General features: G+C 65.6%; 24 protein-coding genes and 3 pseudogenes. 12 read left to right on the top strand and 15 right to left on the bottom strand.

What is annotated here, in order from left to right:
* Positions 1-31: 31 nt before the first annotated feature.
* Genes QGN31_RS06420 through QGN31_RS06410 form a run of 3 tightly spaced genes read right to left on the bottom strand, consistent with a single transcriptional unit; the run spans position 32 to position 1,372 of the window.
* On the bottom strand, positions 32-430 hold the full coding sequence (locus QGN31_RS06420; RefSeq protein WP_009955144.1) for a DUF4267 domain-containing protein: 399 nt from the start codon (positions 428-430) through the stop codon (positions 32-34).
* 58 nt (positions 431-488) lie between these two features.
* The gene (locus tag QGN31_RS06415; RefSeq protein ID WP_014942719.1) at positions 489-761 is read right to left on the bottom strand and encodes a hypothetical protein; all 273 of its coding nucleotides are present in this window, start codon (positions 759-761) and stop codon (positions 489-491) included.
* Between the two features lie 14 nt (positions 762-775).
* Positions 776-1,372, bottom strand: coding sequence for a TetR/AcrR family transcriptional regulator (locus QGN31_RS06410; protein ID WP_009955143.1), 597 nt, complete (start codon positions 1,370-1,372; stop codon positions 776-778).
* A gap of 98 nt (positions 1,373-1,470) precedes the next feature.
* On the opposite strand from QGN31_RS06410, the gene QGN31_RS06405 reads away from it, so the two are divergent.
* Positions 1,471-2,475, top strand: a complete 1,005-nt coding sequence (locus QGN31_RS06405) for an oxygenase MpaB family protein (protein ID WP_014942720.1) — start codon at positions 1,471-1,473, stop codon at positions 2,473-2,475.
* Here the strand turns inward: QGN31_RS06405 and QGN31_RS06400 are convergent.
* The gene (locus tag QGN31_RS06400; protein ID WP_014942721.1) at positions 2,456-2,794 is read right to left on the bottom strand and encodes a DUF732 domain-containing protein; all 339 of its coding nucleotides are present in this window, start codon (positions 2,792-2,794) and stop codon (positions 2,456-2,458) included. The genes QGN31_RS06405 and QGN31_RS06400 overlap by 20 nt on opposite strands.
* A gap of 128 nt (positions 2,795-2,922) precedes the next feature.
* On the opposite strand from QGN31_RS06400, the gene QGN31_RS06395 reads away from it, so the two are divergent.
* The 4 genes from QGN31_RS06395 to QGN31_RS06380 all read left to right on the top strand — a co-directional run bounded on the left by QGN31_RS06395 (position 2,923) and on the right by QGN31_RS06380 (position 6,288).
* Entirely contained in the window at positions 2,923-4,377 is a 1,455-nt protein-coding gene (locus QGN31_RS06395; protein ID WP_014942722.1) for a phospholipase D-like domain-containing protein, read from the top strand.
* A gap of 81 nt (positions 4,378-4,458) precedes the next feature.
* Positions 4,459-5,322 carry a phytanoyl-CoA dioxygenase family protein gene (locus tag QGN31_RS06390; protein ID WP_014942723.1) on the top strand — a complete coding sequence of 288 codons (864 nt, stop codon included), beginning with the start codon at positions 4,459-4,461 and terminating at the stop codon, positions 5,320-5,322.
* Between the two features lie 54 nt (positions 5,323-5,376).
* Positions 5,377-5,883, top strand: coding sequence for a DUF2505 domain-containing protein (locus tag QGN31_RS06385; RefSeq protein ID WP_014385546.1), 507 nt, complete (start codon positions 5,377-5,379; stop codon positions 5,881-5,883).
* Between the two features lie 33 nt (positions 5,884-5,916).
* A complete protein-coding gene (locus QGN31_RS06380) occupies positions 5,917-6,288 on the top strand; it encodes a DUF732 domain-containing protein (protein WP_233425288.1) in 372 nt (123 codons plus the stop codon).
* Between the two features lie 16 nt (positions 6,289-6,304).
* Here QGN31_RS06380 and QGN31_RS06375 read toward each other — a convergent pair whose 3' ends face one another.
* The 9 genes and pseudogenes from QGN31_RS06375 to QGN31_RS06335 form a co-directional block, all read right to left on the bottom strand.
* Positions 6,305-6,640 (bottom strand): hypothetical protein, encoded by a 336-nt coding sequence (locus QGN31_RS06375; protein WP_041785145.1) that lies wholly within the window; start codon positions 6,638-6,640, stop codon positions 6,305-6,307.
* 127 nt (positions 6,641-6,767) lie between these two features.
* Entirely contained in the window at positions 6,768-7,193 is a 426-nt protein-coding gene (locus QGN31_RS06370) for a hypothetical protein (protein ID WP_043955278.1), read from the bottom strand.
* A 2-nt stretch (positions 7,194-7,195) separates the two neighbouring features.
* On the bottom strand, positions 7,196-8,986 hold the full coding sequence (locus tag QGN31_RS06365; protein ID WP_014942724.1) for a WXG100 family type VII secretion target: 1,791 nt from the start codon (positions 8,984-8,986) through the stop codon (positions 7,196-7,198).
* Between the two features lie 9 nt (positions 8,987-8,995).
* On the bottom strand, positions 8,996-9,298 hold the full coding sequence (locus QGN31_RS06360; protein WP_225326442.1) for an RNA 2'-phosphotransferase: 303 nt from the start codon (positions 9,296-9,298) through the stop codon (positions 8,996-8,998).
* Between the two features lie 80 nt (positions 9,299-9,378).
* Positions 9,379-9,574: pseudogene (locus tag QGN31_RS06355) on the bottom strand (adenylate/guanylate cyclase domain-containing protein); the annotation flags it as partial.
* 383 nt (positions 9,575-9,957) lie between these two features.
* A complete protein-coding gene (locus QGN31_RS06350) occupies positions 9,958-10,815 on the bottom strand; it encodes a TIGR03619 family F420-dependent LLM class oxidoreductase (RefSeq protein WP_014942727.1) in 858 nt (285 codons plus the stop codon).
* Positions 10,812-11,642, bottom strand: coding sequence for a TauD/TfdA dioxygenase family protein (locus QGN31_RS06345; RefSeq protein ID WP_014380832.1), 831 nt, complete (start codon positions 11,640-11,642; stop codon positions 10,812-10,814). The genes QGN31_RS06350 and QGN31_RS06345 overlap by 4 nt, the downstream gene beginning before the upstream one ends.
* A gap of 3 nt (positions 11,643-11,645) precedes the next feature.
* Positions 11,646-11,969, bottom strand: a complete 324-nt coding sequence (locus tag QGN31_RS06340; protein WP_009955127.1) for a hypothetical protein — start codon at positions 11,967-11,969, stop codon at positions 11,646-11,648.
* Positions 11,966-13,249, bottom strand: coding sequence for an aromatic ring-hydroxylating oxygenase subunit alpha (locus QGN31_RS06335; protein WP_014942728.1), 1,284 nt, complete (start codon positions 13,247-13,249; stop codon positions 11,966-11,968). The genes QGN31_RS06340 and QGN31_RS06335 overlap by 4 nt, the downstream gene beginning before the upstream one ends.
* 96 nt (positions 13,250-13,345) lie before the next feature.
* Between QGN31_RS06335 and QGN31_RS06330 the strand changes: the two genes are divergently transcribed.
* The 4 genes and pseudogenes from QGN31_RS06330 (at position 13,346) to QGN31_RS26320 (ending at position 16,880) form a co-directional block, all read left to right on the top strand.
* The gene (locus QGN31_RS06330) at positions 13,346-14,296 is read left to right on the top strand and encodes a LysR family transcriptional regulator (protein WP_008259343.1); all 951 of its coding nucleotides are present in this window, start codon (positions 13,346-13,348) and stop codon (positions 14,294-14,296) included.
* Positions 14,297-14,342: 46 nt separating this feature from the next.
* Positions 14,343-15,131, top strand: a pseudogene (locus QGN31_RS26330) (FHA domain-containing protein); the annotation flags it as partial.
* A gap of 174 nt (positions 15,132-15,305) precedes the next feature.
* Positions 15,306-15,668 (top strand): annotated as a pseudogene (locus QGN31_RS26325) (ATP-binding cassette domain-containing protein); the annotation flags it as partial.
* A gap of 90 nt (positions 15,669-15,758) precedes the next feature.
* A complete protein-coding gene (locus QGN31_RS26320) occupies positions 15,759-16,880 on the top strand; it encodes an ABC transporter permease (protein ID WP_439709086.1) in 1,122 nt (373 codons plus the stop codon).
* Positions 16,881-16,887: 7 nt separating this feature from the next.
* Here the strand turns inward: QGN31_RS26320 and QGN31_RS06320 are convergent, their stop codons facing one another.
* Entirely contained in the window at positions 16,888-20,013 is a 3,126-nt protein-coding gene (locus tag QGN31_RS06320; RefSeq protein WP_014942730.1) for a Kelch repeat-containing protein, read from the bottom strand.
* 97 nt (positions 20,014-20,110) lie between these two features.
* Positions 20,111-22,312, bottom strand: coding sequence for an acyltransferase family protein (locus QGN31_RS06315; RefSeq protein WP_014942731.1), 2,202 nt, complete (start codon positions 22,310-22,312; stop codon positions 20,111-20,113).
* Positions 22,313-22,528: 216 nt separating this feature from the next.
* Between QGN31_RS06315 and QGN31_RS06310 the strand changes: the two genes are divergently transcribed.
* The 3 genes from QGN31_RS06310 (at position 22,529) to QGN31_RS06300 (ending at position 24,095) form a co-directional block, all read left to right on the top strand.
* Entirely contained in the window at positions 22,529-22,969 is a 441-nt protein-coding gene (locus QGN31_RS06310; protein WP_014942732.1) for a nitroreductase family deazaflavin-dependent oxidoreductase, read from the top strand.
* 123 nt (positions 22,970-23,092) lie between these two features.
* A complete protein-coding gene (locus tag QGN31_RS06305; RefSeq protein ID WP_014942733.1) occupies positions 23,093-23,554 on the top strand; it encodes a DUF1942 domain-containing protein in 462 nt (153 codons plus the stop codon).
* 133 nt (positions 23,555-23,687) lie between these two features.
* Positions 23,688-24,095 (top strand): hypothetical protein, encoded by a 408-nt coding sequence (locus tag QGN31_RS06300; RefSeq protein ID WP_014942734.1) that lies wholly within the window; start codon positions 23,688-23,690, stop codon positions 24,093-24,095.
* Positions 24,096-24,234 lie beyond the last annotated feature (139 nt).

Below are 24,234 nucleotides of genomic sequence, written 5' to 3'. Positions count from 1 at the left end.
GTCAACAGCATCTCCGCTCGGCTGTCAGCGCTCAGGCAGGCTCTGGCGCTTCGCCCGTCCGCCTGGCCGGACGTACCGCGCCCCACAGCCCAGTGACGATCCCGACGACGGCGCCGCCCAGGCCGATCAGTTGCTGCGAGGGCTTCAACTCGCTGTGCACGCTCAACCCGCCGACCAGGTCGGCCACGTCGGCTCCGGCGGAGGCCAGGAACCAGCCGCGGGTGTTCTTGCCGCGCAGCGCCGCGCCGGCCAGCAGTGCACCGATCAGCGCGTCGCGATAACCCATCGATCGCAACAACAGTTGCGCCGTCGGCGTCGGCTCCTCGGGGTCGCCCCACAATTTGTTTGCGCGCAGGGGGTCAACGAGAAACGAAACGCCAGAGGCGAGCCGAATGGTGCCCGCGGAGAGGCCGAACCGGTCGATTGACATGGTCCCTGAGCCTAGGAGCAAAAGCCCGTCTCGCGCACGCATTCGCTCCGAACGCCGGTCATGGCGCCGGGCATGCGTCGGCGATCTGCAGCGCGGCCGGCCACAGCACCGTGGCCACACCGAAGGCGAAGGCGTCGGCGGCGGCGGGTGACACCACTTCTATCCTTGCCTGAATTCGCTGGGTCTGCTCGGGGTGAAAAACGGTCCACGCGAAACCGATACAGAGGTAGGGAATCGCGAGCCACACGGCCAACTCGATCAGCCCGCCGATGGTGACCTTGCGCCCGAGGACGCGCCGTACCGGGTCCATCGCATGTTCGATTTGGCCCATCACCGCACTCCCCGCTACCGCAACACCAGCTTCAAAGCGTAATCGACGACCGCGTCGAGATCATTGCCCAAATGACCGGCGAGCCACTGCTGGGCAAGCTCGGCCATCGCGCCGGTGTACATCGCCGCGGCGACCTCGGCGGCCACCGGATCGGAACCCGGGTTGAGACGCCAGCCCTCGGTCAGTACCCCCTGGCGCAACATGTCCTGGGTGGCGCGGCGGCGGGCGGCCAGCACCGGGTTGGTGCGCGCATCGGTGAACAACACGCGGCCGCGCCGCGGATCGGCCGAGGAGAAGCCCAGCACGGCCGCGATGCCGGCGCGGGTGCGGGCGCCCAGCGAATCCCCCGCCTCCTCGATAGCGGCCGCGATCACCTCGGCGAGCTGCTCACTCACCCGGTCGTACACCGCGCCGAGCAGATCGTCGGTGTCGCCGAAGCTCTCGTAGAAATACCGGGTGTTCAACCCGCACTCCCGGCAGACCGAGCGCACCGAGACGGCGGCCTCGCCCCCACTGCCGAACAGGCGATACGCGGCCTCGACGAGCAGCGCACGACGCTCGGCACGGCGGTCCTTGAGCGGTACACCGGCCCACCGGGTGGGACTCGACATCCCTACAGCGTAGGTCGAGACGGCGCGGGTCTTGTCACACCCGTAACCAAAACATATTCTGGTTACAGTCGTGACCAGAAGTCCCGAGGGAGTGATTCGTGTTCCTGCCACACCAAATAGTCGGGCAGATGATCAACAAGCGGTTGGACGACACCATGCGGCGGCGCTTCTTCCGCGGCATGGAATTCGCCGCGCCCGTCGGCGATCCGGGCTGGTTCGGTCCCGACAGCGCCGTGTGGCGCGTGCATTCGCACCTGCCCGCCTTGATCTTCGGCCTGTATTGCGCGGCCTTCATGGAATCCCTGGACCCGTCGATCTACTGGATGGGCATGCACCATTCGCGCCTGATCAAGCGCGACAGCAACGGAAACCCGATATCGCGCGTGCCGCAGATCGACCCCGAGGGCGCCGCGACGCGGCTGGGCCACTCAGTCGCCTTCTTCATCGGCACGGCGTACGGGTCGACGGAAACCGCCGAGCGCCTGGCGACGTCCGTGCGCGCGATGCATCACACCATCAAGGGCACCCGTCCCGACGGAGCCCGCTACGACGCCGACGATCCCGAGTGGCTGCGATGGAACTACGCGACGGTCGTCTGGGGGCTAGCCACCGCGCACGAGCTTTATCACCCAATGCCGTTGCGCGGCAAGAACCTCGACCGCTATTACGGCGAGTTCGTCCGGGTCGGACACGCCCTGGGCGGTACCGATCTGCCGACCACCAAGGCCGAGACGCTCGAGTGCCTGGAGTCGTACTTGCCGAAATTGGCTGTGACTCATGGGAAAGCGATGGGCACCGGCCCCAACGTTCCCATGCCGCAGGCGGCCGTCGATTGGGCCATTCGCGACACGATGCCGAAATGGGCCAAGCAGCTGCTGCAGCACCGTGACCCCAACATCATCGAACGCACCGCCCGTCGTACCGCGGTGTGGTCGATCATCAACGGGATCAACGCCGCGGCGGGCCCGACGCCGGAGTTTCGGCAGGCCCAGGCCCGGGTCAAAGGAGGCACCACCGTCCCCCACACCGTGCCGACCTACGTGCCCGGCACCGATCAGGTCCGCACCCGCTCCGAGGTGGAGCTCAGCTTCCAGTCGGTGTAACCGGCTGCCCTAGGTGCTGGGGGCAGTAAGCGCTCGCGGCGATCATGGTGAACTGCGCGGCGCCGTCCACGGTGAACCCCGGATTGCTCGACGACACGTTGTGGATGACGTCGACCTGGGGATGGCCCTGGTCCATCAGCTCGCACGCCCTTTTGCCGACCCCGACCGCGGTGGCGGGGCTCTCATAGGTGATGCCGGCCTTGTTGAGCGCGGTCAGGAAGCTCACATCCGCGGCTGAATTGCCGGCCGGATCGGCGTGCGCCGGCGTGGCCACACCGATGAAGACGACGAAGCCCGCAAGCACTACAGGGATGCGCATGGCTTCATCTTGGTACAGAGCCGCGGTCCTGGCGCCGGCAGCCCTTGGCCACCTGGGCGAAGGGCCTGCATGTGGTACACAGTGGCTATGTCCGCGCTGACCCATCAACCCTGTTGAGAGCCCCAGCGGTGCACGACGATCGACTGCTGAGTCCCGGCCAGACGTGCTGGCGTACGGCGCGTGCCGACAAGTTCGCCCCCATCGTCGATGCGGCGGACTACTTCAAACACGTCAAGGCGGCGATGCTGCGCGCCCGCCACCGAATCATGCTGATCGGCTGGGATTTCGACTCCCGAGTGACATTCGAGCGCGGCCGCAAGACGCTGCCCGGCCCGAACCAGCTCGGCACCTTCCTTTATTGGATGCTGTGGAAGCGGCCGGGTCTGGACATCTACCTGCTGAAGTCCAATTTGCGTCTGCTCCCGGCCTTCGATGGCCTCTGGTACGGGCTCGCCCCGGTATCGCTGGTGAACCAGATCAGCAGTAAGCGAATGCATTTCGCCATCGACGGCGCCCATCCGCTCGGCTCGGTGCATCATCAGAAGATCGTCGTCGTCGACGACGCGGTGGCCTTCTGCGGCGGCATCGACCTCACCCTTGACCGCTGGGACACCCGCGCCCATGAGCATGTCAACCGCCACCGCCGCACGGCACGCCGCAGCTACGGGCCACGGCACGACGTCGGGGCCGCGGTCGACGGTGCGGCGGCGCGGGCTCTTGGCGAGCAAGCGTTGGCGCGGTGGCAGACGGCGACGAAACAAGCGTTGGCGCCCGTGGAGGCGCGGCACAGCGCGTGGCCCGGCAAGCTGGAACCGACGCTGCGCAACGTGGACATCGGGATCGCGCTCACCCTGCCCGAACTGGACGATCGCCCCGAGGTCCGCGAGGTCGAGGCGCTCAACCTTGCCGCCATAGCGGCGGCCCGCGACACCATCTACGTGGAGAACCAATACCTGGCGTCGCGCACCATCGCCGACGCCCTGGCGGCGCGGCTGCGGGAAGCCGACGGCCCCGAGATCGTCATCGTGCTTGCGCGTAAAGGCAATAACCCGCTCGAACGAGGAACGATGGACAGCGCACGCCACCTCCTGCTTCACCAGCTGTGGGAGGCCGACGAGCATGACCGGTTGGGCATCTACTGGCCGGTGACCGACCGCGGCGCGCCGATCTACATCCACTCCAAGGTGCTGGTGGTCGACGATCGGCTGCTGCGGATCGGGTCGTCGAATTTCAACAACCGGTCATTGGGATTCGACAGCGAATGCGATGTGGCCATCGAGGCGCCGCCGGCAAGTTCCGACGATGACGTGCGCCGTGAAATCGCCTCCGTGCGAAACGGTTTGGTGGCCGAGCACTTAGGGGTGTCGCCTGGCGAGCTCAACAGAGCGATCGCCGAACACCGGTCGGTGCACAAGGCCGTCGAGGCGCTTCGAGGCGACGGCAAGACGTTGCAGCCCTTCACCGAGCGCACCGTGGCCGATGAGGCGGGCCCGCTGGCCGAGAACGAGCTGATGGACCCCGACCATGTGCCGCGGTCGCTGAGCCGAAGCGTGCAACGCTTCATCACCGGCCTCCGGGGTTAACGCGCCGGCGATTGGGGTGTGAGTCGAACCGGACTCGGCCTAGTCTGGGCAGAAGTGCCAGTGGACTAAGGACGAGCACCCATGAGCATCGACGACGAATCCGTCACCACGTTGGAGGACCTTCGGGGCGACCTGGCGCAGCGGTACAAGAGTACGCCGACGGGCGGAAGTTCGATCGACAGCGCGATCGCCGAAGCCGACATGGCGGCCCTGGACCGCGACGGCTACGTCATCTGGGAGAACCTGCTGAGCGCCGAAGAATGCGCGCACATTCGCCAGACCGTGCGGCCGTGGCTCGGGCATACCGGACGCAACTCGTTCGAGGGCCGGCGTACGCAGCGGATCTACAGCGTGCTGAGCAGGACACGGGCGTGCGATCGGCTTGTCGACCATCCCCGGGTGCTCGCCGCTCTCGACCGGTTGCTGATGCCCAACTATCTGCTTTCGGCGTTGCAGGCCATCAACATTCAGCCCGGCGAGGCCGCACAGCTGGCACACCATGACGACGGCTTTTACCCGATTCCACGCCCACGCGCGCCGCTGGCGGCCGCCACGATCTGGGCGATCGACGACTTCACCGCCGACAACGGCGCCACGGTCCTGTACCCGGGGAGCCACCGGTGGGGCAAGCGCCGGCCGGACTCCGACGACGAGGCGTTGCCGGTGGTCATGCCCGCCGGCTCCTGCGTCTTCTTCGTCGGCACCCTCTGGCATGGCGGGGGTGCCAACAACACCGCCCACGAGCGGCTGGCCATCACCGCTCAATACTGTGAGCCGTGGCTGCGGCCGATGGAGGCCTATACGTTGTCGGTGTCGCGCGACATCGCGCGCACGGTCTCCGACGACATCCGCCGCATGCTCGGCTACAGCATCCACCCGCCGTTCGTCGGCAACGTCGATGGCTTGCATCCGTTGCGGCTGTTGGGATCTGGTCCCGACGCATAGATGCGGGGCGGCTTCACCGCCTCGGACGATCCGCCTCTGCAAGAATGGTCCGATATGTCGCGATCATTCGACGTCCTGACCGAGTCGCCCGCCAGCGTTGAGCAGATTCACGCCGCGTTCGGCCGAGAGGACTATTGGCTGGCCCGCATCGCGGCCGGCGCCGCCGACACCACCTTGGATTCACTGGTGGCCGACGCCGACGGCACGGTGACGGTGCGCACGACTCAACGCCTCGGTCGTCAGCTCCTGCCCGGGCTGGTCGCCAAATTCGTTACCGGCGAGGTGAAGATCGTGCAGACCGAGACGTGGCGTCCGGACAGCGATCGCCAGGTGCGTGGGCGGGTCACCGTGTCCGCTTCGGGCGGATTGGGATCAGGCCATGCGGATACGTGGCTGGCGCCGACGGATGACAGCGGTTCGCAACTGCGCGCCGCCCTTCAGGTGAACGTCAAAATCCCTTTGGTGGGCGGCAAACTCGAAAAGTCCATCGGGGCAGGTTTGGCGGAGGGAATCCCCGAGATGCTGCGCTTCACCACTACGTGGATCGCCGAAAACACATAAAACTGCGCTTCGCAGCATTTACGCTCCCTGTCCATGGACCCGAGAGTGTCGGCCGGCATCGGCCACGGCAAGGCCTTGTCTCCGTCGGCACTGATTGCCGCATCGCTGACCGGGCTGGTGTGGCTCGCGCCCACAGCCCACGCCGACCCCGATCCCATCTCCGTCGGCGCTTATCTGCACACACTGAACGTGTTGCATGTGCCGTACGACAATCCGGGCAGGATTGTCGACATCGGGAACAACGTCTGCCAGCAAGCGCGTGGCGGCACCGACTTCGACACCATCTACCCGACGGTGGCGAGCAACGGCTACGCATCCGCGCAAGCGGGTCAGATCATGGGCGCTGCCGTCGGGACATTCTGTCCCGACATGGAGGCTGCTTTCGACCGCTGGACCAACAGCTAGGCGGGGCCTACTGGCGTCATAACGGTTCGCCGATGTCAGGGAGTAAGGCGATGTCCTCTGGCTGACCGTACCGGCGAAACAATGCCGCAGTTTCCCGAATATTTCTGATAGCCCAATCAGTATTGAACTGGCATAGCACCTGGTACTCGTATTTGAAGCGTTGTGCCCTGTCTCCGACTCGTTTAGCCGCTTGGCTCGTAACCACGCCTTGCATGTACCAGTAGAGAAGGTCATCGAGGCTGCCCGCCCGGTCGAAGCCGAGTTTTCCGCGCTCGTAGAAGGTGTAGTGGTAGGAACCGTCCTCGGCAACGAAAATGTTCAAACCATCGGTCGTCCGGAAGCCAACCGGCATGGGACGCACGCCGAGCCTTTCCGACAAACGATCGATTTCACTTTGAAGTGCCGCAGATTTATCGTCCAAGGCGCGGTCCATATTGATCCAATAACTTAACTGACCATTCCTACACGGACGGCTTTACTCACTGTCCTGCGACGATAGCGTCACGCGCTGACTCGAAATACCGGCATATGCGTTCTCTCTTGATCCATTGAAGCCACGTCTGTGTGCTTTCAAAATTAGCACGCTCGTCCTGAAGTTTTTGCACTAATTCTTCGAGCGGAAGCTTTGGGGAATCATCGAAATCGTTGAAATAATGCCACTTCCGCGACCGATCGTACAAGCCGTGCACATCCGGCGCATCGCGTGGACCAATCATCGCATTGATCTCGCCTTCCCGGGACGACCGATAAATCTGCACTTTGCAAGCTGCAGCACGGTAGAAGACAACCGAACCCTTCGGCCCCCCCTCGTCCACATTGACGTCAATGGCATACAGGTCGAACCCCATGCTCAAGAGGAGGGGCCCTATGATTTGTTGAACTTCCTGCACAAAGTTGTCGTCCACACTCAATCCTTCAACCAGGTGTTTCCAACACGATGGTATCCATACTTTGCCGCATTCTCCGTTAGGAACTCAATCTCCATGGCTGAGAACGATCCTTGGCGCTTTAAATAGACTTCTTCAACAGACGAATATTCATCACCCAGAACGTATTCAATGCAGGGCACACCTTGCTCCATTCGAGTTCGAAGGAAGTTCTCGTTGGCTTGCCACGTTAGGGCCGTCGCGTCCGCATCACGGAGGCCCACGGTAAGGGCTTCCCAGGTTGGGCCGCCGGTGTCGAAGTAGATCCCACCGTGGGCTCTGGCCTCGCCGATGTAGCCACCTTCATATCCGTCGAACTTGCCGAGGACTACTCGGTCTGGGTTGTCACCGACATAGTGAGTCGACATGTCAGCGAGTTGCTGGCTGAGTTCCGCTGTGGGCTCTCCATGCAGGTGTGCGTAGGTGAGATCCGTTGCCACCTGCTCTGCCCACGGGTTGTAGCCGAAGGGGTGATCGATGCCGATCGGGGCATGTGGCGAAACCGCTAGGCCAGGATCAAGCACAGCGGAGCCAATATCGGCCAATTCCCCCGCACGTACGACGGCCGCTCCTTCCCCACCGAAGAGCATCGTGGGCAGCGTGGTGGCGGCGTCGGAGGTCTTGCCGCCCAAATAGTAAGCGAGGCTTGGGGAGTCTATTGCGCTCTTGATTTCCGTGAGTCCGGTGCCCACGGGGTTCAGGGCCGTTTCGGCGGTGCCTTTGAGCATCTGCTCCCATGACTTGAGCACACCTGGAGCTCCGGGGCCTCCCTGCCCGAAAAGGTTTTTGATCCCCTGCTCGGTAGCGAACCAACGGTCACTAAAGCCTTCGGAGAATCCCGGTGGCGGCGGGGCCTTCGGCTCGGGTGGAACGTAGTTGGGCATCCCGTTGTCGATCCACTGCTGTGTCTGGCTCACAACGTCATTCAGCCGCGCCTCGATCTGATTCGGCGGCACACCGTCGCGAATCATGGTCTGGCGCGCCATCGCCTTGAAGCTCTCGACATCTCCTGGGTTCAGCCGCGGCGGCGGGACACCGCCGCGCCCGGGTCCGGCAGGTCCAGCCGGCAACAGCATGTCTTGCAGCGACAGGGGCATGCCAACGGCGCCCGCGGGAACAGGCGGGCCCTTCCGCGAGGCGCCGTCCGTGCCCGCGGTTGCCGGGCCATCGGGCAACAACATGTCTTGCCACGTCCGTGGCTTGCGCCCTGCTGCCGGATTGGGCGGACCTTGCGGCGGTGCGCCACCACTTGGTGCATGACCGCCGGTATCCAGCGGGACTTCGCCCACGGCAAAGCGGACGGCGGTGGCAAGCTCGTGGTCGGCGCTGTGGGCATGCACGTTCAACGCAATGAGCTGATCCTGCAGCAGCTGTTGCTGGGCGGCAAATTCTATGGGATCGCGCCCAATCCACGTGTCGCCCACGTCAATTCGCCAGTCCGGCGTGATGGTCCAGCCATTGGCCTCAGCGGCCCGCTCGATGTCCTCGAGTTCGCGCTTGCATGCGCGCACATCCCCCTCGGCGCGTGCCACCGCCGCGGCTACCTGCCGGGACTCCTGACCGTCGGCCTCGATGTCACGCCGAGCCTTACCGAGGTCAGCACGAAACGCCTCTCCGGCTTCCCCCTGCCAGCCGCTGAGAACGTTATGCACCTGCTGGAGGTTCTCCCCCAACGCCTGCAAGGTGTTGGCGCGTCCGTTCGCGGTCTCGAACACCTTCTGGATCGCGCCGAGATCCCAACGCTTGACGTCATTGGGGGTCAGTTGCCCCACTCGTGGCCCCTACTCCCGCACCGACCGAAAAGCTCGCGCCGACTCGTCCTCGTTGGTGAGGTAGCCGAGCATCGCCTCGGCGACGTGCGACCCCAGGCCGTCCACCTGCAGCTGGTGGTGGTCGTGGCGGGCCTGCCAGCGCGCCGCGAGCTCACCCAGCGCCAGCTCCGAGGATCCGATCCAGCCGGGCGCGGCCGCCGCAAGGCCGTCCTCATGGCTGAAGAAATCCAACGCGGCCTCGCCGATCGCGTTGAACATGTCGTTGCTGCCGACGTGCAGTGCGGCGGGATCGACCTTCAATCCATCTGCCACGAATGTCTCCTACGGCTCGCCGGGATTGCGCTCCGAATCTTAATTTGCTGCGTAGGACCGCGCACTTCACCTCTTGCGGGTCAAGGCGCTGACCAGCTTCTTTTTTTCCAGAGTGAAGACCTGCACCGCTGCGGATTTGCCCTTGAGGGTGTGGGGCCCCCGATCGACGAGGCCGACAGGTCGAGAAGCCGGCGCATCGACGCACGACTGGGTGAGCAGGATCGCGTCGCCCGTCGTCCTGGTTAGCTGCTCGACGCGCGCGGCTACGTTGACGGCGGGCCGCCATGCCGCCTCGACGCTGTTGTGAAGCGCGACCAACTGGACCGCCAATGCAAGGTCGCAGCCACGCTCCCGTATTGGAGTAGCCGCAACCAACTCGCTCCGGCGATCACACCGACGACGACCGACAACGCGGCAGCCCAGACAGCGGCGTCCCACACGGCTGCCGTCGCTGCAACGTAGCGATCGGACCTTTCGAACACGACGATCGGATACGAGACAAGGGTGAGGTAGATCGGCACCGAGATGACGAATGCGATCACGCCGCCCGCCCAGGTGTACCTCGCCCCGTACCGATCCCACGCCCACTGCCAGATGCGGTCCATGCGAGGAGATTAGACTCCCGCGATCTGCGGTGCGGCCGTTCTGATGCTGCCCGGTCAGAACGTTTTGCCGTGCAACTCGGCCAGCGCGTGAATCTGTTCGAGGTAGTGCTCGAGCGAATGGTGGATGAACCTGGCCGACAACGTGGTGGTCCCGGCGGCGGCGATGGTGTGCAGCGAGTCTTCGGTTTTCGCCGGTTCACCCACCGGGTCCAGTGGCTGGTCGGCGGGCAAGACGACCTCGAAGCCGTCCGGCAGCTCTCGCGCCCGCAGCCACTCGGCGGCGGTGGCAATGGACACGTAGTACGGACACCACCCGTCGGCGAGCGTGAGCGCACGGCGCAACGACCGCTTGGTGCGCCCGCCCACCCAGATCGGCATATGTGGCTGCAGCGCACAGGGATCGATGGTGAGCCCACCGAACGAGTAGTACTCGCCGTCATACACCGGCTCGTTGGTGGGCAACGCCGCCCGCAGCGCCTTCAGGGCGTCGTCGGCACGAGCGCCGCGGTCGTCGAACGGCGCGCCCAGCAGGTCGAATTCCTCCCTGAGGCTCCCGACGCCGACGCCCAGGATCACCCGGCCGCCGCTGACGTGATCCAATGTGCCATAACGCTTTACGATCGCGAGCGGGTGGTGATAGCCAAGCACCAGGGTCATCGTGACGAGCCGAATCCGGCTGGTGCGCGCCGACACGTAGCCGAGCGTGGCCAGCGGGTCCCAGTACCGGGAGCCGCGGCGGGCGGCCTCGGTCGACGGTATGCCGATGTGCTCGCTGCAGGTGAGGTGGTGATAGCCAAGACCGTCCGCCGTCTCGGCGACGCGACCGATGTCTTCGATGGTGGCCGTCTTCTCCCACGTCAACGCCGCGCCGGCGACGTTCGTGACGACAGGTGTCGCGATGCCGAGTTTCAATCCAGCGGCTCTTCACCGGCAAGGACCGTGCGGTGCATGAGCCGACCGCTGTCAGCGGCATACGGCAGCGCCCGGTGCATGGTCCCGGTGTTGTCCCACATGAGCAGGTCGCCCAGCTGCCACTCGTGGCGGTAGACGTAGCGCGGTTGAGTCGCCCAGTCACGAAGGCGCGCAAGCAATGCGCGGCTTTCTTCCACCGGCAGGTCGATCACGTAATCCGCCGTCGCACCGAGCAGCAACGACTTACGCCCCGATCGGTGAGTCCACACCATGGGGCAGGATTTCGTGGGCGATTTCTGCCAGAACGCGATCTCCTCGTAGCTCATCTCGGGTCGCACGTAGTACTGCGAGCGCTCCGCGCTGTGCACCACCCGAAGGCCGGCGATCGTCTCCTTGTCGGCCTCCGGCAGCTCCTCGTAGGCCGCGTAGGTGTTGCAGAACTCGGTCTGACCGCCGGAGTCGGACAATTTCATGGCGCGCAACAGCGTGGCCAGATTCGGATAGGGCTGCAGGGAGCCGTCGAAATGCCAGAACAGCGAGCCTTTCAGGTACTCGGCGCGCTGATTGACGTTCGTGTCGAGCGAGATCTTGTAGATCCCGCCCTCACCCTCGTTCTGCACAATGCTGCCAAGGGTTTTCGCGATGGTGACCTGCTGTTCGTCGCTGATCTGCAGTCCGCGAAAGAAGACCACCCCGCGCTGCTCGAGGATCGCGCGGATCGCCTCGGCTTCGCGACCACTGAGCAGCGTGTCGAGATCGGTCTTGATCTCGCTGCCGATCAACGGCGTGCAGTCGATGACGTCGAGTCGTGTGGTGGACAGTCCCATGCGTCAGCTCAATCTCGTGAGAATGGTCTTCGCCGAATGCTTTACCCGCGGCTGCCTCCACAACTCCACCGCCAACGAGACCGTGATCAGCGAGTACAGCAGATTGCGCAGGTTCGCGACGTCCTCGGGCAGCGGCTCGGCATAGTCGAACTTGTCGATGTAGGCGACCGCCTCCTCGGCGTGCGGAAAAACCTCGTCGTAGAACGCCTGTATCTCGGCCATGGAGCTGTTCACACGCTTCACGTAGCGCTCGTGCCCATCCTCGATGGCCCATTCGGGCACCAGGTGCTCAAGTTGCGAGAACTCGTGCGGCAAAAGGGCATTCATCGGCCGGCCTTCGCCTTCTCGCCTGCCGCCACATAATCGCCCACCACCTTGTGCAGGTGACGCAGCAGGATCTCCTCGTCATTCATCGTGAAATGCGTGAGCGCACCGCTGTTCAGCATCGCCTGCAACCCTTCCGACGGGCTCGCGTCTTCCAGGATGATGTCGTTGAGGAAGGTAACTGTGAGCTCTTGGCCCAGCCGTTCTTTGTGCGTCTTGGGCGGCTGGTAGAACATCTCGACTTCGAAGATGTGCGAGTGCGGGCCCGTCGGCCAGTGCGTGTGCGTACTGAAACCGGACGAACCGAAGATCAGCACGAAGTTGGGGAAGAACTGGAACGAATCGAAGCCGTACTTCTCCGAACGAGTCGGATTGAGCCCGGACGGCATCGGGCCGCGATCGGTCCGCTTGTTCCACGGGCCGGCCGCGCTCGCCTCCATCACGCATTCAATGGGCTTGGAGTACGGCGTCTTCTGCGACGGCTCGCCGGCGAAGGAAAACATCCGGTGCGGACCCTTGAGCCGGTAGGCCAGCGCGTCGGTGAACGGGTTCGGCTGGTCGAAGGCGTCTCGCGCCTCCGCGGTGAGGGCGCCGAACGAGGACGCGTGCAGATACGGCCCGTGGTAACTTTCGGCGAATCCGTCGACGAAAATCTTCCAGTTGCACTGCAATTCGACCTTGAACCGATACACCTGGTGTGGCCCCGCAAACGGATACCCTTCGATGCCGTGGGCCAGCTCGCCGAGGTAGGACCGCAGCGGCTCGGTGTTGTGCGGGTCGAGGTTGACGAAGATGAACCCCTCCCAGACCTCGCATTGGATCGCCGGCACCCGGCAGCTCTCGGCGTCGAAGTCGAGCAGCAGATCCTTGCGGGTGGGCGCGTGCAGCGAACCGTCCAACTTGTAGCGCCAGCCGTGGAATCGGCAGTACAGCACCGGGGCGCGACCTTGTACCTCTTCGAACGGGTCGTCTTCCCACAGCATCTTGTTGCCGCGGTGCGGACAGATGTTGTGGAAGGCGCGGATCACGTCGTCCTTGCCGCGAACGATGATGATCGACGTGTTGAGGAATCTCAGCTCGCGGGTGAAGTAGCTTCCCGACTTCGGCACCCGCTCAACCCGTCCGACGTAGAGCCAGGTTTTTTTGAAGACGTGCTCGCGTTCCTTCTCGTAGAACTCTTCTGAGACACAGTCCTCGAGTGACACTGGGCCACGGCCCAATTCGGGATAGGCGTCCGTCCAGTGCCCGCTCGACGGCTTCGTCACCAAGACGTCCTGACTCATCGGGCCCTCCTCCGCCTCTCGGCCGAAGGTAGCACTTGACCAAATGCGCAAATAGGCCTTCAATTGCAACACCCTGTTGCAATTTTGGAACACCACGTGGAGCAGAACCTGCCGTTCGACCTCGATGCCTTGCTCGTATTCGGCAAGGTGGTCGAGTGCCGCAGCCTGTCGAAGGCGGCCGCGCTGCTGGGCATGCCCAAGTCCACCGTCAGCCGCAAGCTCAGCAAGCTCGAGGCGGACCTCGGGATCAAGCTGCTGCGCAAGAACACGCACCAGCTCACCGTCACCGACCTTGGCGAAAAGATCTACAGCCACGGCGTGAACATCTTGGCCGAGGCCAACGGTGTGCGGGCGCTGGTGGAAGGCAGCAAGCTCGAGCCGCAGGGTGAGTTGCGCGTTGCCATCCCGGTCTTTGTCGGCATCGACTACGCATCGCGAGTCGGCGCCAAATTCCTGAAGCAATATCCCCAGTCGCGGCTGGATATCCGCTTGGTGGACAACGTCGTTCATCCCGTCCACGACGGGTTCGACGTGGTTTTCGGCACGGGGCCGCTGCAGGACTCGACGCTGATCGCGCGCAAGGTCTTCAGCCTCGAACTGTTCCTTTGTGCGTCACCGGAGTTCATACGGGAGCTACCCGAACCCATCACCGCTCCCACCCAATTGGATACCGTGCCGTTCATCGACTGCGGAGTCAGCGAGGGACCGCGCAGGCTCACCGTCGCCAAGAACAAGCGGCGCCATGAGCTCTCGCCGATGGTTCGGGCGCGAGCCAACAATTTTCAGGTGTGCAAGCAGTACATCCTGAACGGGCTCGGTGTCGGTGCGATGCCGAGCCAGATCATCGTCACCTCCGAGTTGCGGGACGGCAGCATCGTGCCGGTGCTGCCCGAATGGCGCCTCGAGCAGCTTGACGTCTACATGATCCATCCCTTCCAGCTCTCGTTCTCCACGTTGATCAGCGCGTTCTACGAGACGGCGTGCGACATCATCACCGAGAACACCGCGCGAAGCGCAGGCGGCAAAACCGGCCGTCTGCACCTATAAAGCGAAAAAGTGAGCGTTTGCTGGCGGCGAGTCCAATACTTAGGTGATGAGTAGGCCTGCACCGCCCGTGCTGACGGTTCAATCGGAGTGGTCACAGCGCAGTTTCGCGCCGGGCCACGACATCGTGGTCGGAAGTGACCTCCGCGCCGACATGCGCGTCGCCCATCCGCTGATCGCTCGAGCCCACCTCCTGCTTCGCTTCGACGGGGCCAAATGGATCGCGATCGACAACGGTTCGCCCTCCGGCGTTTTCGTCAATGGTCACCGGGTACGGGCCGTCGACATCCACGATCGCCAGAGCCTCAACCTCGCCCGGCCCGACGGGCCGCGTCTGAGCTTTGGGATCGGCCGGCACGACGGGGCGGTGGGCCAACTACCGCCCACCCTGGAGGCGGTGCCGGTGATCGCGCCGCCGGGCGCCCCGAAGACCGCCCGTCCGGAACCGCCACGGCGGCCCGGCGTCCCGCCGCCCCGCATCGCGCGACCGCAACCCGCCCCGCCGCGCTACCCGCCCGCCGGCCAGCCCCCGCGCGCGCCCCACCCGGCGCCGCAGCCGGCGGGGCTCCAGCCGCTCACCGAGATCGGGGCACAGACCCTTGAAGCCTCGGGCTTCGACAGCGCCAACCTGCGGCGCGCCGTGCAGCGGTCACGTTCGAGGCTCGGGGCGCCCCCCGCGGGGGCGGCGGTCATCGGCCGCGCAGAAGACAGCGACATCGTCATCTCGGACGTCTTGGCGTCGCGCCATCATGCCTACTTGGTGCCGGGCCCCACCGGCATGGAGATCCACGACGCGCAAAGCATCAACGGGACTTTCGTCAACGGCACCCGCATCTTGTCGGCACCGCTCACCGAGGGTGACGTGGTCACGATCGGCAACGTCGACCTGGTTTTCAACGGTGAAATCCTGCTGCGCCGCGCCGAAGCGGCCACCCGCACCGGCGGGCTGGAAGTGCGAGAGGTCGACTTTCACGTCGACAACAAGCGGCTGATCCAAAAGGTGTCCCTGACGGCGCGGCCCGGGACGCTGACCGCGCTCATCGGTGGGTCGGGAGCGGGCAAGAGCACGTTGTCCCGGCTGATCGCCGGCGCCACCTGTCCGACCTCGGGCTCGATCACCTTCGAGGGCCACGACATCCACGCCCAGTTCGCGTCGTTGCGGAGCCGGATCGGGATGGTGCCCCAGGACGACGTCGTGCACCGCCAGCTCACGGTGACCCAGGCGCTGAACTACGCGGCCGAGTTGCGACTGCCGACCGACACCAGCAAGTCCGACCGCGCGCAGGTCGTCGCGCAGGTCATCGAGGAACTCGGCTTGACCAAGCACGCCGACACGCGAGTCGACAAACTGTCCGGCGGGCAGCGCAAGCGCGCCTCGGTGGCCCTGGAACTGCTCACCGGGCCGTCGCTGCTGATCCTCGACGAGCCCACGTCGGGCCTGGACCCCGCATTGGACCTGCAGGTCATGACGATGCTTCGGCAGCTGGCCGACGCCGGCCGCGTCGTGCTGGTGGTGACGCACTCGCTGAGCTACCTCGATCTGTGCGACCAGGTGTTGCTGATGGCGCCGGGCGGCAAGACCGCCTACTGCGGCCCACCCGGCGACATCGAAGCGACCATGGGAACCACCAACTGGGCCAAGATCTTTGGAATGGTGGGCGCGGACCCCGACGAAGCCAACCGTCGATTCCTGGCCCAAGCCAAACCGCCGCCTCCTGTATCCGACGCGGACAAGCCGGCCGATCTCGGCGCTCCGGCGCGCTCCAGCACCTGGCGTCAATTCTCGACGATCGCCCGCCGCCAGGTCCGGCTGATCGTCGCCGATCGCGCCTACTTCATCTTTCTGGCGTTGTTGCCGTTCGTGATGGGCGCGCTGGCGCTGACCGTTCCCGGCTCCACGGGATTCCGCGTGGCCGATCCGAACGGCGATGGGTCCGACGAGCCCGGATCGGTGTTGATGTTGCTGACCATGGCCGCCGTCTTCATGGGCACCGCGCTGACGATCCGCGACCTCATCGGCGAGCGCCCGATCTTTCGCCGCGAACAGGCGGTCGGCCTGTCGACCAAGGCCTATCTGCTCGCGAAGATGGCGGTCTTCTTCGTGTTCGCCATCGTCCAGTCGACGATCGCGACCACCATCACCATTCTGGGGAAAGGCGCGCCGACCCGGCCGGCCCTGCTCCTCGGCAGCGCCACACTCGAGCTGTACGTCGCCACCGCCGCCATGTGCGTGGCCGCGGCGATGATCGGCCTGGTCCTGTCCTCGCTGGCGCGCTCGAACGAGCAGATCATGCCGCTCCTGGTGGTGTCGCTCATGTTGCAGCTGGTGCTCTGCGGTGGGATGGTCCCGGTCACCGACCGGATCGGGCTGGACCAGATGTCCTGGGCGGTCCCCTCCCGTTGGGGGTATGCGGCGCAGGCCTCGACGGTCGACTTGTGGACGATCGAGCCCGGGCCGCTCGCCCCGAAAGACCGCCACTTCAAACACACGGCGGGGACATGGCTGTTCGACGTCGGCATGCTGGTGTTGCTGACGGTCGTGTACGCGGGAATCGTGGGGTGGCGCAGCCGGCTCAAGCGCCATTGATCCGTCGCTAGACGAAGTCCAATGCCTCGACCGTCGCGACGGGGCCCTCATGGGTGGGCCGGTTTGCACCGCCAATGCAGTACACGGTGTTGCCCACCGCCGCGACCGCCTCAGCGTGACGCGGCGTCGGCAGCGGGGGCAGCGTGGACCACTTCGCATTGGCGATGTCGTACATTTCCGCCACTCCCAACACCTGGGTTGGTTCCTCACCACCGACCGCCACGATTCGGCCATCGATGAACGCGGCGCCGTAACTTCCACGCGGAGTTGGCATGTCGACCAACTTGGTCCAGGTCCCTGCTTGGGGATCGAACCGTTCGAACGCCGCGGAGTTCTTGTCGGCGGACAAGAACCTCCCGCCGACCGCGTACATGTAGGTGCCGTCGGACGCCGCGGCCAAGTGCTCGCGCGGGGTGGGCATGTTGGCCGCGTCGCGCCACGAGCTGCCGTCGAAGACCTCGGTCTGGCCGACGAGCTGCTTGGCGTTCTGTCCGCCGGCGACGACGAGCTTGTCACCGACCACCGCGGCCGCCGGTGCCGCCCGCGCGTGGCTGAGGCCGGCCAGCTCCACCCAATTGCCGCCGCGCAACGCGAACACCTTGGTGGACGCCTGCGTGAGGTCGCCGCTGGCGCCGCCGAGGACCACCACCTCGTTGCGATACGTGGCCGCGGCGGCGTGGTGGAGCGGGACGGGCAGCGGGGGTTGGGCTTGCCAGGCGCCGGTGCGCGGGTCGTAACTCTCGACCGTCGGGAGTGCGACTCCGTCGCGCAGTCCGCCCATGATCCAGATCTTGTCGCCCAGCACGGTCCACGCCGTCATCAGCCGGGGTGTCGGCGCGTCCGGTAGCGAACGCCACTGCGCGGCCGGCTGGGCCAGGCGTGGCGGCAGTTGCAACGCCTCGGCCGTCGCGGTCACCTGGTCGTCACCGACGGCCGTCGACCCCCCGACGGCGTAGATGGACTTCCCCACCGCATCGACGGCCATGCCGTGGCGCGCAGTCCCCATGTCCGGCAAGCCATCCCACGTCTTCGTCGACAGATCGAACACCGCCACGCTCTTGAGGACTTGCCCCGCCGACTGACCCCCGGCGGCGACCAGGCGCCGGTCCGCGATCGCCACGCCAAGGTCACTGCGAGGGTGGGGAAGGTCGGGCAATTTCATCCAGGTTTTCGCGGCCGGGTCGTACGCCTCGACCGCAACCAGGTCGGCGTTCCCGTTGGTCCCGCCGACCGTATACACCAGCTTCCCGTCCGAGGCCGCGGCCAGCATCTGTCGCGGGGTCGGGATGGGGGTGCCGAGGGTCCAGGCGTTGCCGTCGAAGATCTCGGTTGAGTTCAGCAGCGCTCCGTTGGCGTCGACGCCGCCGGTCACGATGATGCGGTCGCCCACCACGGCCGCCGCCGCTGCCGCGCGGGGCTGCAACAGGTGGGGCAGCTCCACCCAGTGGCTGTTGACCACGCGCCAAACCTGGTCGCTGGCAACCTTTTGCGCGCCCGCGGCGCGCCAGCCGCCGAGCACGATCGGGTTTCCCTGCCACGTCACGGCCATGGCCTGTTGAACCGGGACCGGGAGATCGTCGCCGCTCTTCCAGCTGTCGATGACGGGGTCATACCCCTCGTGGTTTGCGACGACGGCGTGGTTGCTGCCGATTCCGCCGAATATCCAGATCGTGCCATCGGCCTGGGTGGTTGCCGCCGCGTCGCGTGCGATGCGCGCGTTCGTGATCGGCTGCCACTTCACCGACGCCTGGCTCGGCTGGCTCGCGGCGGCCTGGGGGTGCCGCTTGCCGTGCGTCAGCAGCACGTAGACGCCGCTGCCCAGCACCAACACGGCCACCACGATCGCGACGGCGATCAGCGCCGCGGTGGCGCGGCTTCGCTTCGCTTTCGACGGTTTCGGCCACGCCACCGCGCCGGTCGCCAATCCGCGCGGCGTATCCGGAACGCGGTCGGCAGAACTCGTCGGCGCGATCGCGTCGGTGACACTTGTCTGTTCGGGGATCATCTGGGTGGGCTCGGACGTGTTTGAGCCGCGCGAGACAGCGGGTGCGCGGCCCGGCTGCTGGCGACCGGGCGGCCGTGACGGCGGATGCGGTGGCGTCGAGGTGGGGCGATCTCCCAGCGCATTCATCAGCGAGGTGGCGCTTTCCGGGCCGGCGATCCGTGGGCCCGGTTTGGCGATCCTCGGCGGTCTCGGCACCGGCCGCGCGATGCGCCCCGAACCCGCACCCGCGGCGGTAATCGACATGGAATCGGGCTTTAATCCGTTGCGGCGCAGGCTCTCCTGCAATTCGCGGCCGAACTCCGCCGCTGACGCCGGCCGTTCGGCGGGATCGAACCGCATCGCTTTTTCGATCGCCGAACAGACCGCGTCGGGGATCCCATTGGGGCGCAGGTCCGGGACCCGCGTGCTTTTGATCCGGGTGTACTGCGCGAGGAGGTCTTCGCCGCTGCGGCGCTCGTATGCGGCGTTGCCGGCAATGAGCGCATAGAGTGTGGCACCGAGCGAATAAACATCCGTCTCGACCGTCGCCGGATCGCCGGTCATGATCTCGGGCGCGAGGAAATCGACTGTGCCGGAAAACAACCCGGACGCCGTTTCATAGCCTCCAGCGACGTGCGCCGTCCCGAAATCGGTGAGCTGCGGTTCGCCGTAATCGTTGACGAGAACGTTCGCGGGCTTGATATCGCGGTGCAAAGTTCCTGTCAGGTGAGCGGTTTCGAGCGCCCCGCACAATTTCACACCGATCCGCATCGCTTCGGGCCAGGCGATCGGCCCCTCTCGCTGCACCCGCAGGCCCAGGGAACCGGCGGCGCAGTACGACATCACGATGTAAGGCCGGCCGCCCGCGGTGACGCCGACGCGCAGAATGTTGACGATGTTCGGATGGCCCGACAGGCCGCCCATGGCGTAGCCCTCGCGGAGAAATCGTTCGCGACTCTCGTCGTCGCCGAAGGTCGGCAACACCTTGATGGCGACGTTGCGACCCAGCGCAGTCTCGCGACAGCGATACACCACGCCGGCGGCGCCTCGAGCGATCTGGCGCGCGTTGTCGAATCCGGCGGCAGCCAACTCCGCGACGATGTCGCTCGGTCCCGGCGCCCGGGGGCGAGCCTTGGGTCTTTCAGCCATTTCGTGGCCTCAACTTCCCAGGCAACTGATGATCGAGTTAAGGGTAGCGAACATGAGCGCACCGGCTGAACGGTTCCGGTGAGGATCGTCGCAAAGCTCAGCCGGGGAGCAGCGCGCGATCGGCCAGCGCGCCCATCACCGGCGCCAGTTCCCGGGCGTATTCGAACGTCAGATGGTTGGCGTCGTGGAACACCACGGTGTTGCCGACGATGACCGGGCACCGGTCCAACGTGCAGAACAGCTCGGTGAGGTCGGCGTACTGTCCGCCGCCGGCTTTGGTGGCCGCCGCCTCGGCGGCGATGCCCGGATCGTTCACCGCCGTCGATCTCGGCGGCGCGCAGGCCGTCGCGTCATCGAGGTGACCGGACAGGCAGGTCGGCACCAATGCGTGCGGATCCGGGGCCGGCCCCAGCACCAGCACCTTGGCGCCGGTACCGCGCAGCTGCTGGACGAGTCGGGTCAGGCTGCCGAGCCAGGCCGAGTCGTATGACGTGACACCAGCTGGAAAGTCGTAACGGTCACCGTATTTGCGCCACAGGCTCAACACGACCAACTGTGGATGCTGGTTGCGCAGGCGGGCGACGACCAGATCGCGCCACTTGTCGCACTCGGTGAATTCCCGGCGCAGGAACGGGTTGATGATGGGCAGGTCCAGCATCGGGCAGCCGCCTTTGGTCAGGGCCTCCAGCCGCCAGTGCCGCCGCCCGGTGACCTGCTGGAATGCAGGGATCCACATCGCTGCGGTCGAGTCACCGACCAGGGCGACGCCGGTCTTTGACGCCCTCTCGCCGCTGATGCACTCGGGCTGATCGGCCTCCAAAAAATTGCGCAAGCAGCCCTTGAAGTAGGCGATCGGGTTTTCGGCTGAAGCAGCGCCGATCGATGGGTCGAGATTCGACGGAACTGCCTTGAGATCGGCGGACACCGCGACCATCGTCTGCACTTGCGCAAACGCGTACTGCACCGCCGCGTCGTACGCGTCGAGGCTGTCACCCGCCGGTGGTATCGGCCCGGTGACTTTCAGCGCCGCCGCCGGGGCACCGTGACCGACGGGGGCGGGGATCGCCACCAGCAACGCCGCGCCCACGCATACCGCCACCGCGGTCGCACCGCCACCGAGCAACAGGCTGCGGAACGCGGACCGGCGCACGAAAGGGGCGAAGCGGAGCGGGTTTTCGATGAAGCGCAGGGTGAGCACGGCCAGGCCGCCGGATATCGCGACCGTCGCGAGCCTGCCCACCAGTCCCAGCGGATGGCCCAGCACCGGCGGCGCGAGCAACAACACGGGCCAGTGCCAGAGATACCACGAATACGAAATTCGGCCGATGGCTCCGATCGGCGACCACGCCAAAAGGTGCCCGCACCCTCGGGTGGGGTGGACACAGCCCGCGGCGATCACGAGCGCGGTGCCGAGCACGGGCAGCAGGGCGGCCGTGCCCGGGTAGGGCGTCATCACGCTCAAGACCGTGCAACCCAGCAGGATCAGTGCCAGGCCCGCCCATCCCGCGATCGCGGCGGGCAGCGCCGCCAGCCCGCGCCACTGGGTGGTCGTCAGGGCCACCAGGCCGCCCACGGCCAACTCCCACGCCCGGGTGGGCAGTGAAAAGAACGCGACGGAAGGCACGATCGGGGTGGCCAGCAGTGACGCGGCAAACGACAGGACCGCGACCAGCGCAAGGACCAGGAGATAAGGACGCTCGGACGACACGCCCGCGGCGCGCCGACGCCGCCGCCGGGTGGCCCAGGCCGTACCGATGATGACGGCCGGCCACACCAGGTAGAACTGCTCCTCGACGCCCAGGGACCAGTAGTGCTGGAACGGCGACGGCGGCGTGTAGGCAAGTTGGTAGTCGATGCCGTGGAAGACGAACCAGTAGTTGCCGATGTACAGCGCGCTGGCGATGCCGTCACCGATGACGCCCTCGGCTTGCAACGGGGGCAACAGGATCGCCGAGGCGATCGCGGTGACAACGCCCACCGCAGCCGATGCCGGCAGCAGCCGGCGGGCTCGCGCCCCGTAGAAGCGGCCCAGCCGGACGGTGCCTGCAGTGCTTACCTCGCGGTAAAGCATTCCGGTGATGAGGAATCCCGAGATGACGAAGAACACGTCGACGCCGGTGAACCCACCGCCCACACCGGGCACGCCGGCATGAAAGAGCACGACGGCCAACACCGCGACGGCACGCAGGCCTTCGAGGTCTTGGCGAAATGCCGGCTTCGGCGGACGCAGGCCCCGCGCTTGCGTGACGGGGCTGACGCTCTCAACGTCTGCCATCGTCACCAACTGGGTGAAGGGCAACTCTCGAGAATGGTAGATACATGCGAAATCGCGACGGGGGCAGCTATGTCAGTATCTGCGCCAATTGCCGTCTGACCCCCCTTGACCCCAACCGCCCCTTCAGTCCGAGGTGACTATAGCTATCTCCGCGGCCATGTGCGGATATACGTCCGAATTGCCTCCCGCTTCGAGGAACCCCCTGGCAAATACCGGCGCCGCCGAGCGAGACTGACAGCTATGAGTTTCGTGGAGGAAAAGGTGCTTCCGCAGCTGCTGCGAGTGCACGACACGGTGTATCAAAAGACGAACGGCTGGATCGGTCACCGCGCGCTGTGGATACCGAGCCTGCTGCTGCATACCGTCGGCGCGAAGACCGGTAAACGACGCACGACGTCGCTGACCTATGCCCGCGACGGTGACAAGTATCTGGTCGTCGCCTCCAAGGGCGGCGCCCCCGAAGCCCCCGGCTGGTACCACAACCTGAAAGCCAACCCCGACGTCGAGATCAACGTCGGGCCACGGCGTTTCGCCGTCACCGCGCGACCGGTGCTGCCCGATGCCCCCGACTACCCGCGGCTATGGCAGATCGTCAACAACAACAACCAAAACCGCTACGTGGAGTATCAGAAGCGGACGTCACGACCCATCCCGGTGGTCGTCCTGAGTCCGAAAGGCTAGAACGATTCACCCTCTGACCTCGCCCGAGCAGGTTTGAAACCGGCGAGTCTGGATACCTCCCGGGGATGTCGAGCAAGCGGCTAGCGCTTCTTGACCGCAGGGACCTAGGGAAGGGGTTTTGCCATGATGCTCTCCAAGGTTGCCATGAAGACGACGGCGGCCGCCGCCGGCATCGCGACGGCGGGAATTCTGATGGCGTCGCCGGCGCTGGCGGATCCGCAAGTCGTAGCGTTTGGCCAATCCGCAGAGATTCCAAGCGCAAACGGCGCAGAAGCCATCAACTACACCGTGAACAACTTGCAGCCCAGCGGCCACAACGATGGCATCTGGTGCTCCGACGTCACGGCCACAGGTGTGCGCGGTAATGCGACTCCGGTCATTGCCGACTTCAACGCGCGTGCCGTCAACAGCTCGACCTACGCGGTCATGAAAGGGCATGAAGTAGACGGCCTGCCGAACCAGCCGATCGCGCCGGGCGCCCAGGCGACCGGGCGGCTCTACTTCGACGTTCGAGGCGGCACGGCGCCGGACAGCGTTGTCTACCGGGATGCCGCCGGCATCGACAAGGTCGTCTGGAAGAGCTAACGGCGCCGTAAGCGCCGCCACATCTGGGTTCGCCCCGATGCAGCCACTTCGGTCCTAGCGCATCGAGCATCGGCGCTTGGCGATCGGCGCACGCCTGGGGGTTGCCGGCGGTAATCAGGGCACGATGTTTGTCATGGTCGCCGTCCACCGCGCGCCGATGCGTTCCCGCAACGATGCCGTCGAGCCGCAAGCTGCCATCGACCGCGCTCGACGGCTCGGCCTGTGCGGCTTCGGGCAATACGTGGATCGCTCGGGCGAACAGGAACGGCTTGTCCGTCGGGTCGGCCGATTCGCCGACCTCGATGACGGCTCGTTTGTGTGGAGCCGCGACACCGACGGGTGGTTCTGGTTGGGCCGCATCTGCGGGCCGTACTTCTATGACGCCGGCGAAGCGGCCGCCGCAGTGGATTTGGTGCACGTAAGACCGTGCGAGTGGCTGTCGGCACCGACGCCTGAGCAGGAGGTGCCGTCCGCGGTCATTGCCACATTCCGGCGCGGTGGACGGAACTTTCAGGAAATCCATCTGGCTGTGACAGCCTGACTTGGCCCCGGGTGGACGGTTTGAAGTGGCTCCACCTGTGTGGTCGCGGGTGTGCTGTTTTGACGGTCTGATTTGGCTCCGTCTTCACGACACGCCGCGTTGGTTATGACGACGTGGATTGGCCCCACCTGACGGTGAT

The organism is Mycobacterium sp. 2-64, from assembly GCF_035918375.1.
GTDB lineage: Bacteria > Actinomycetota > Actinomycetes > Mycobacteriales > Mycobacteriaceae > Mycobacterium > Mycobacterium intracellulare.
The sequence above is the reverse complement of the archived record's forward strand: the minus strand, read 5'-3'. Positions and strand labels throughout refer to the sequence as shown.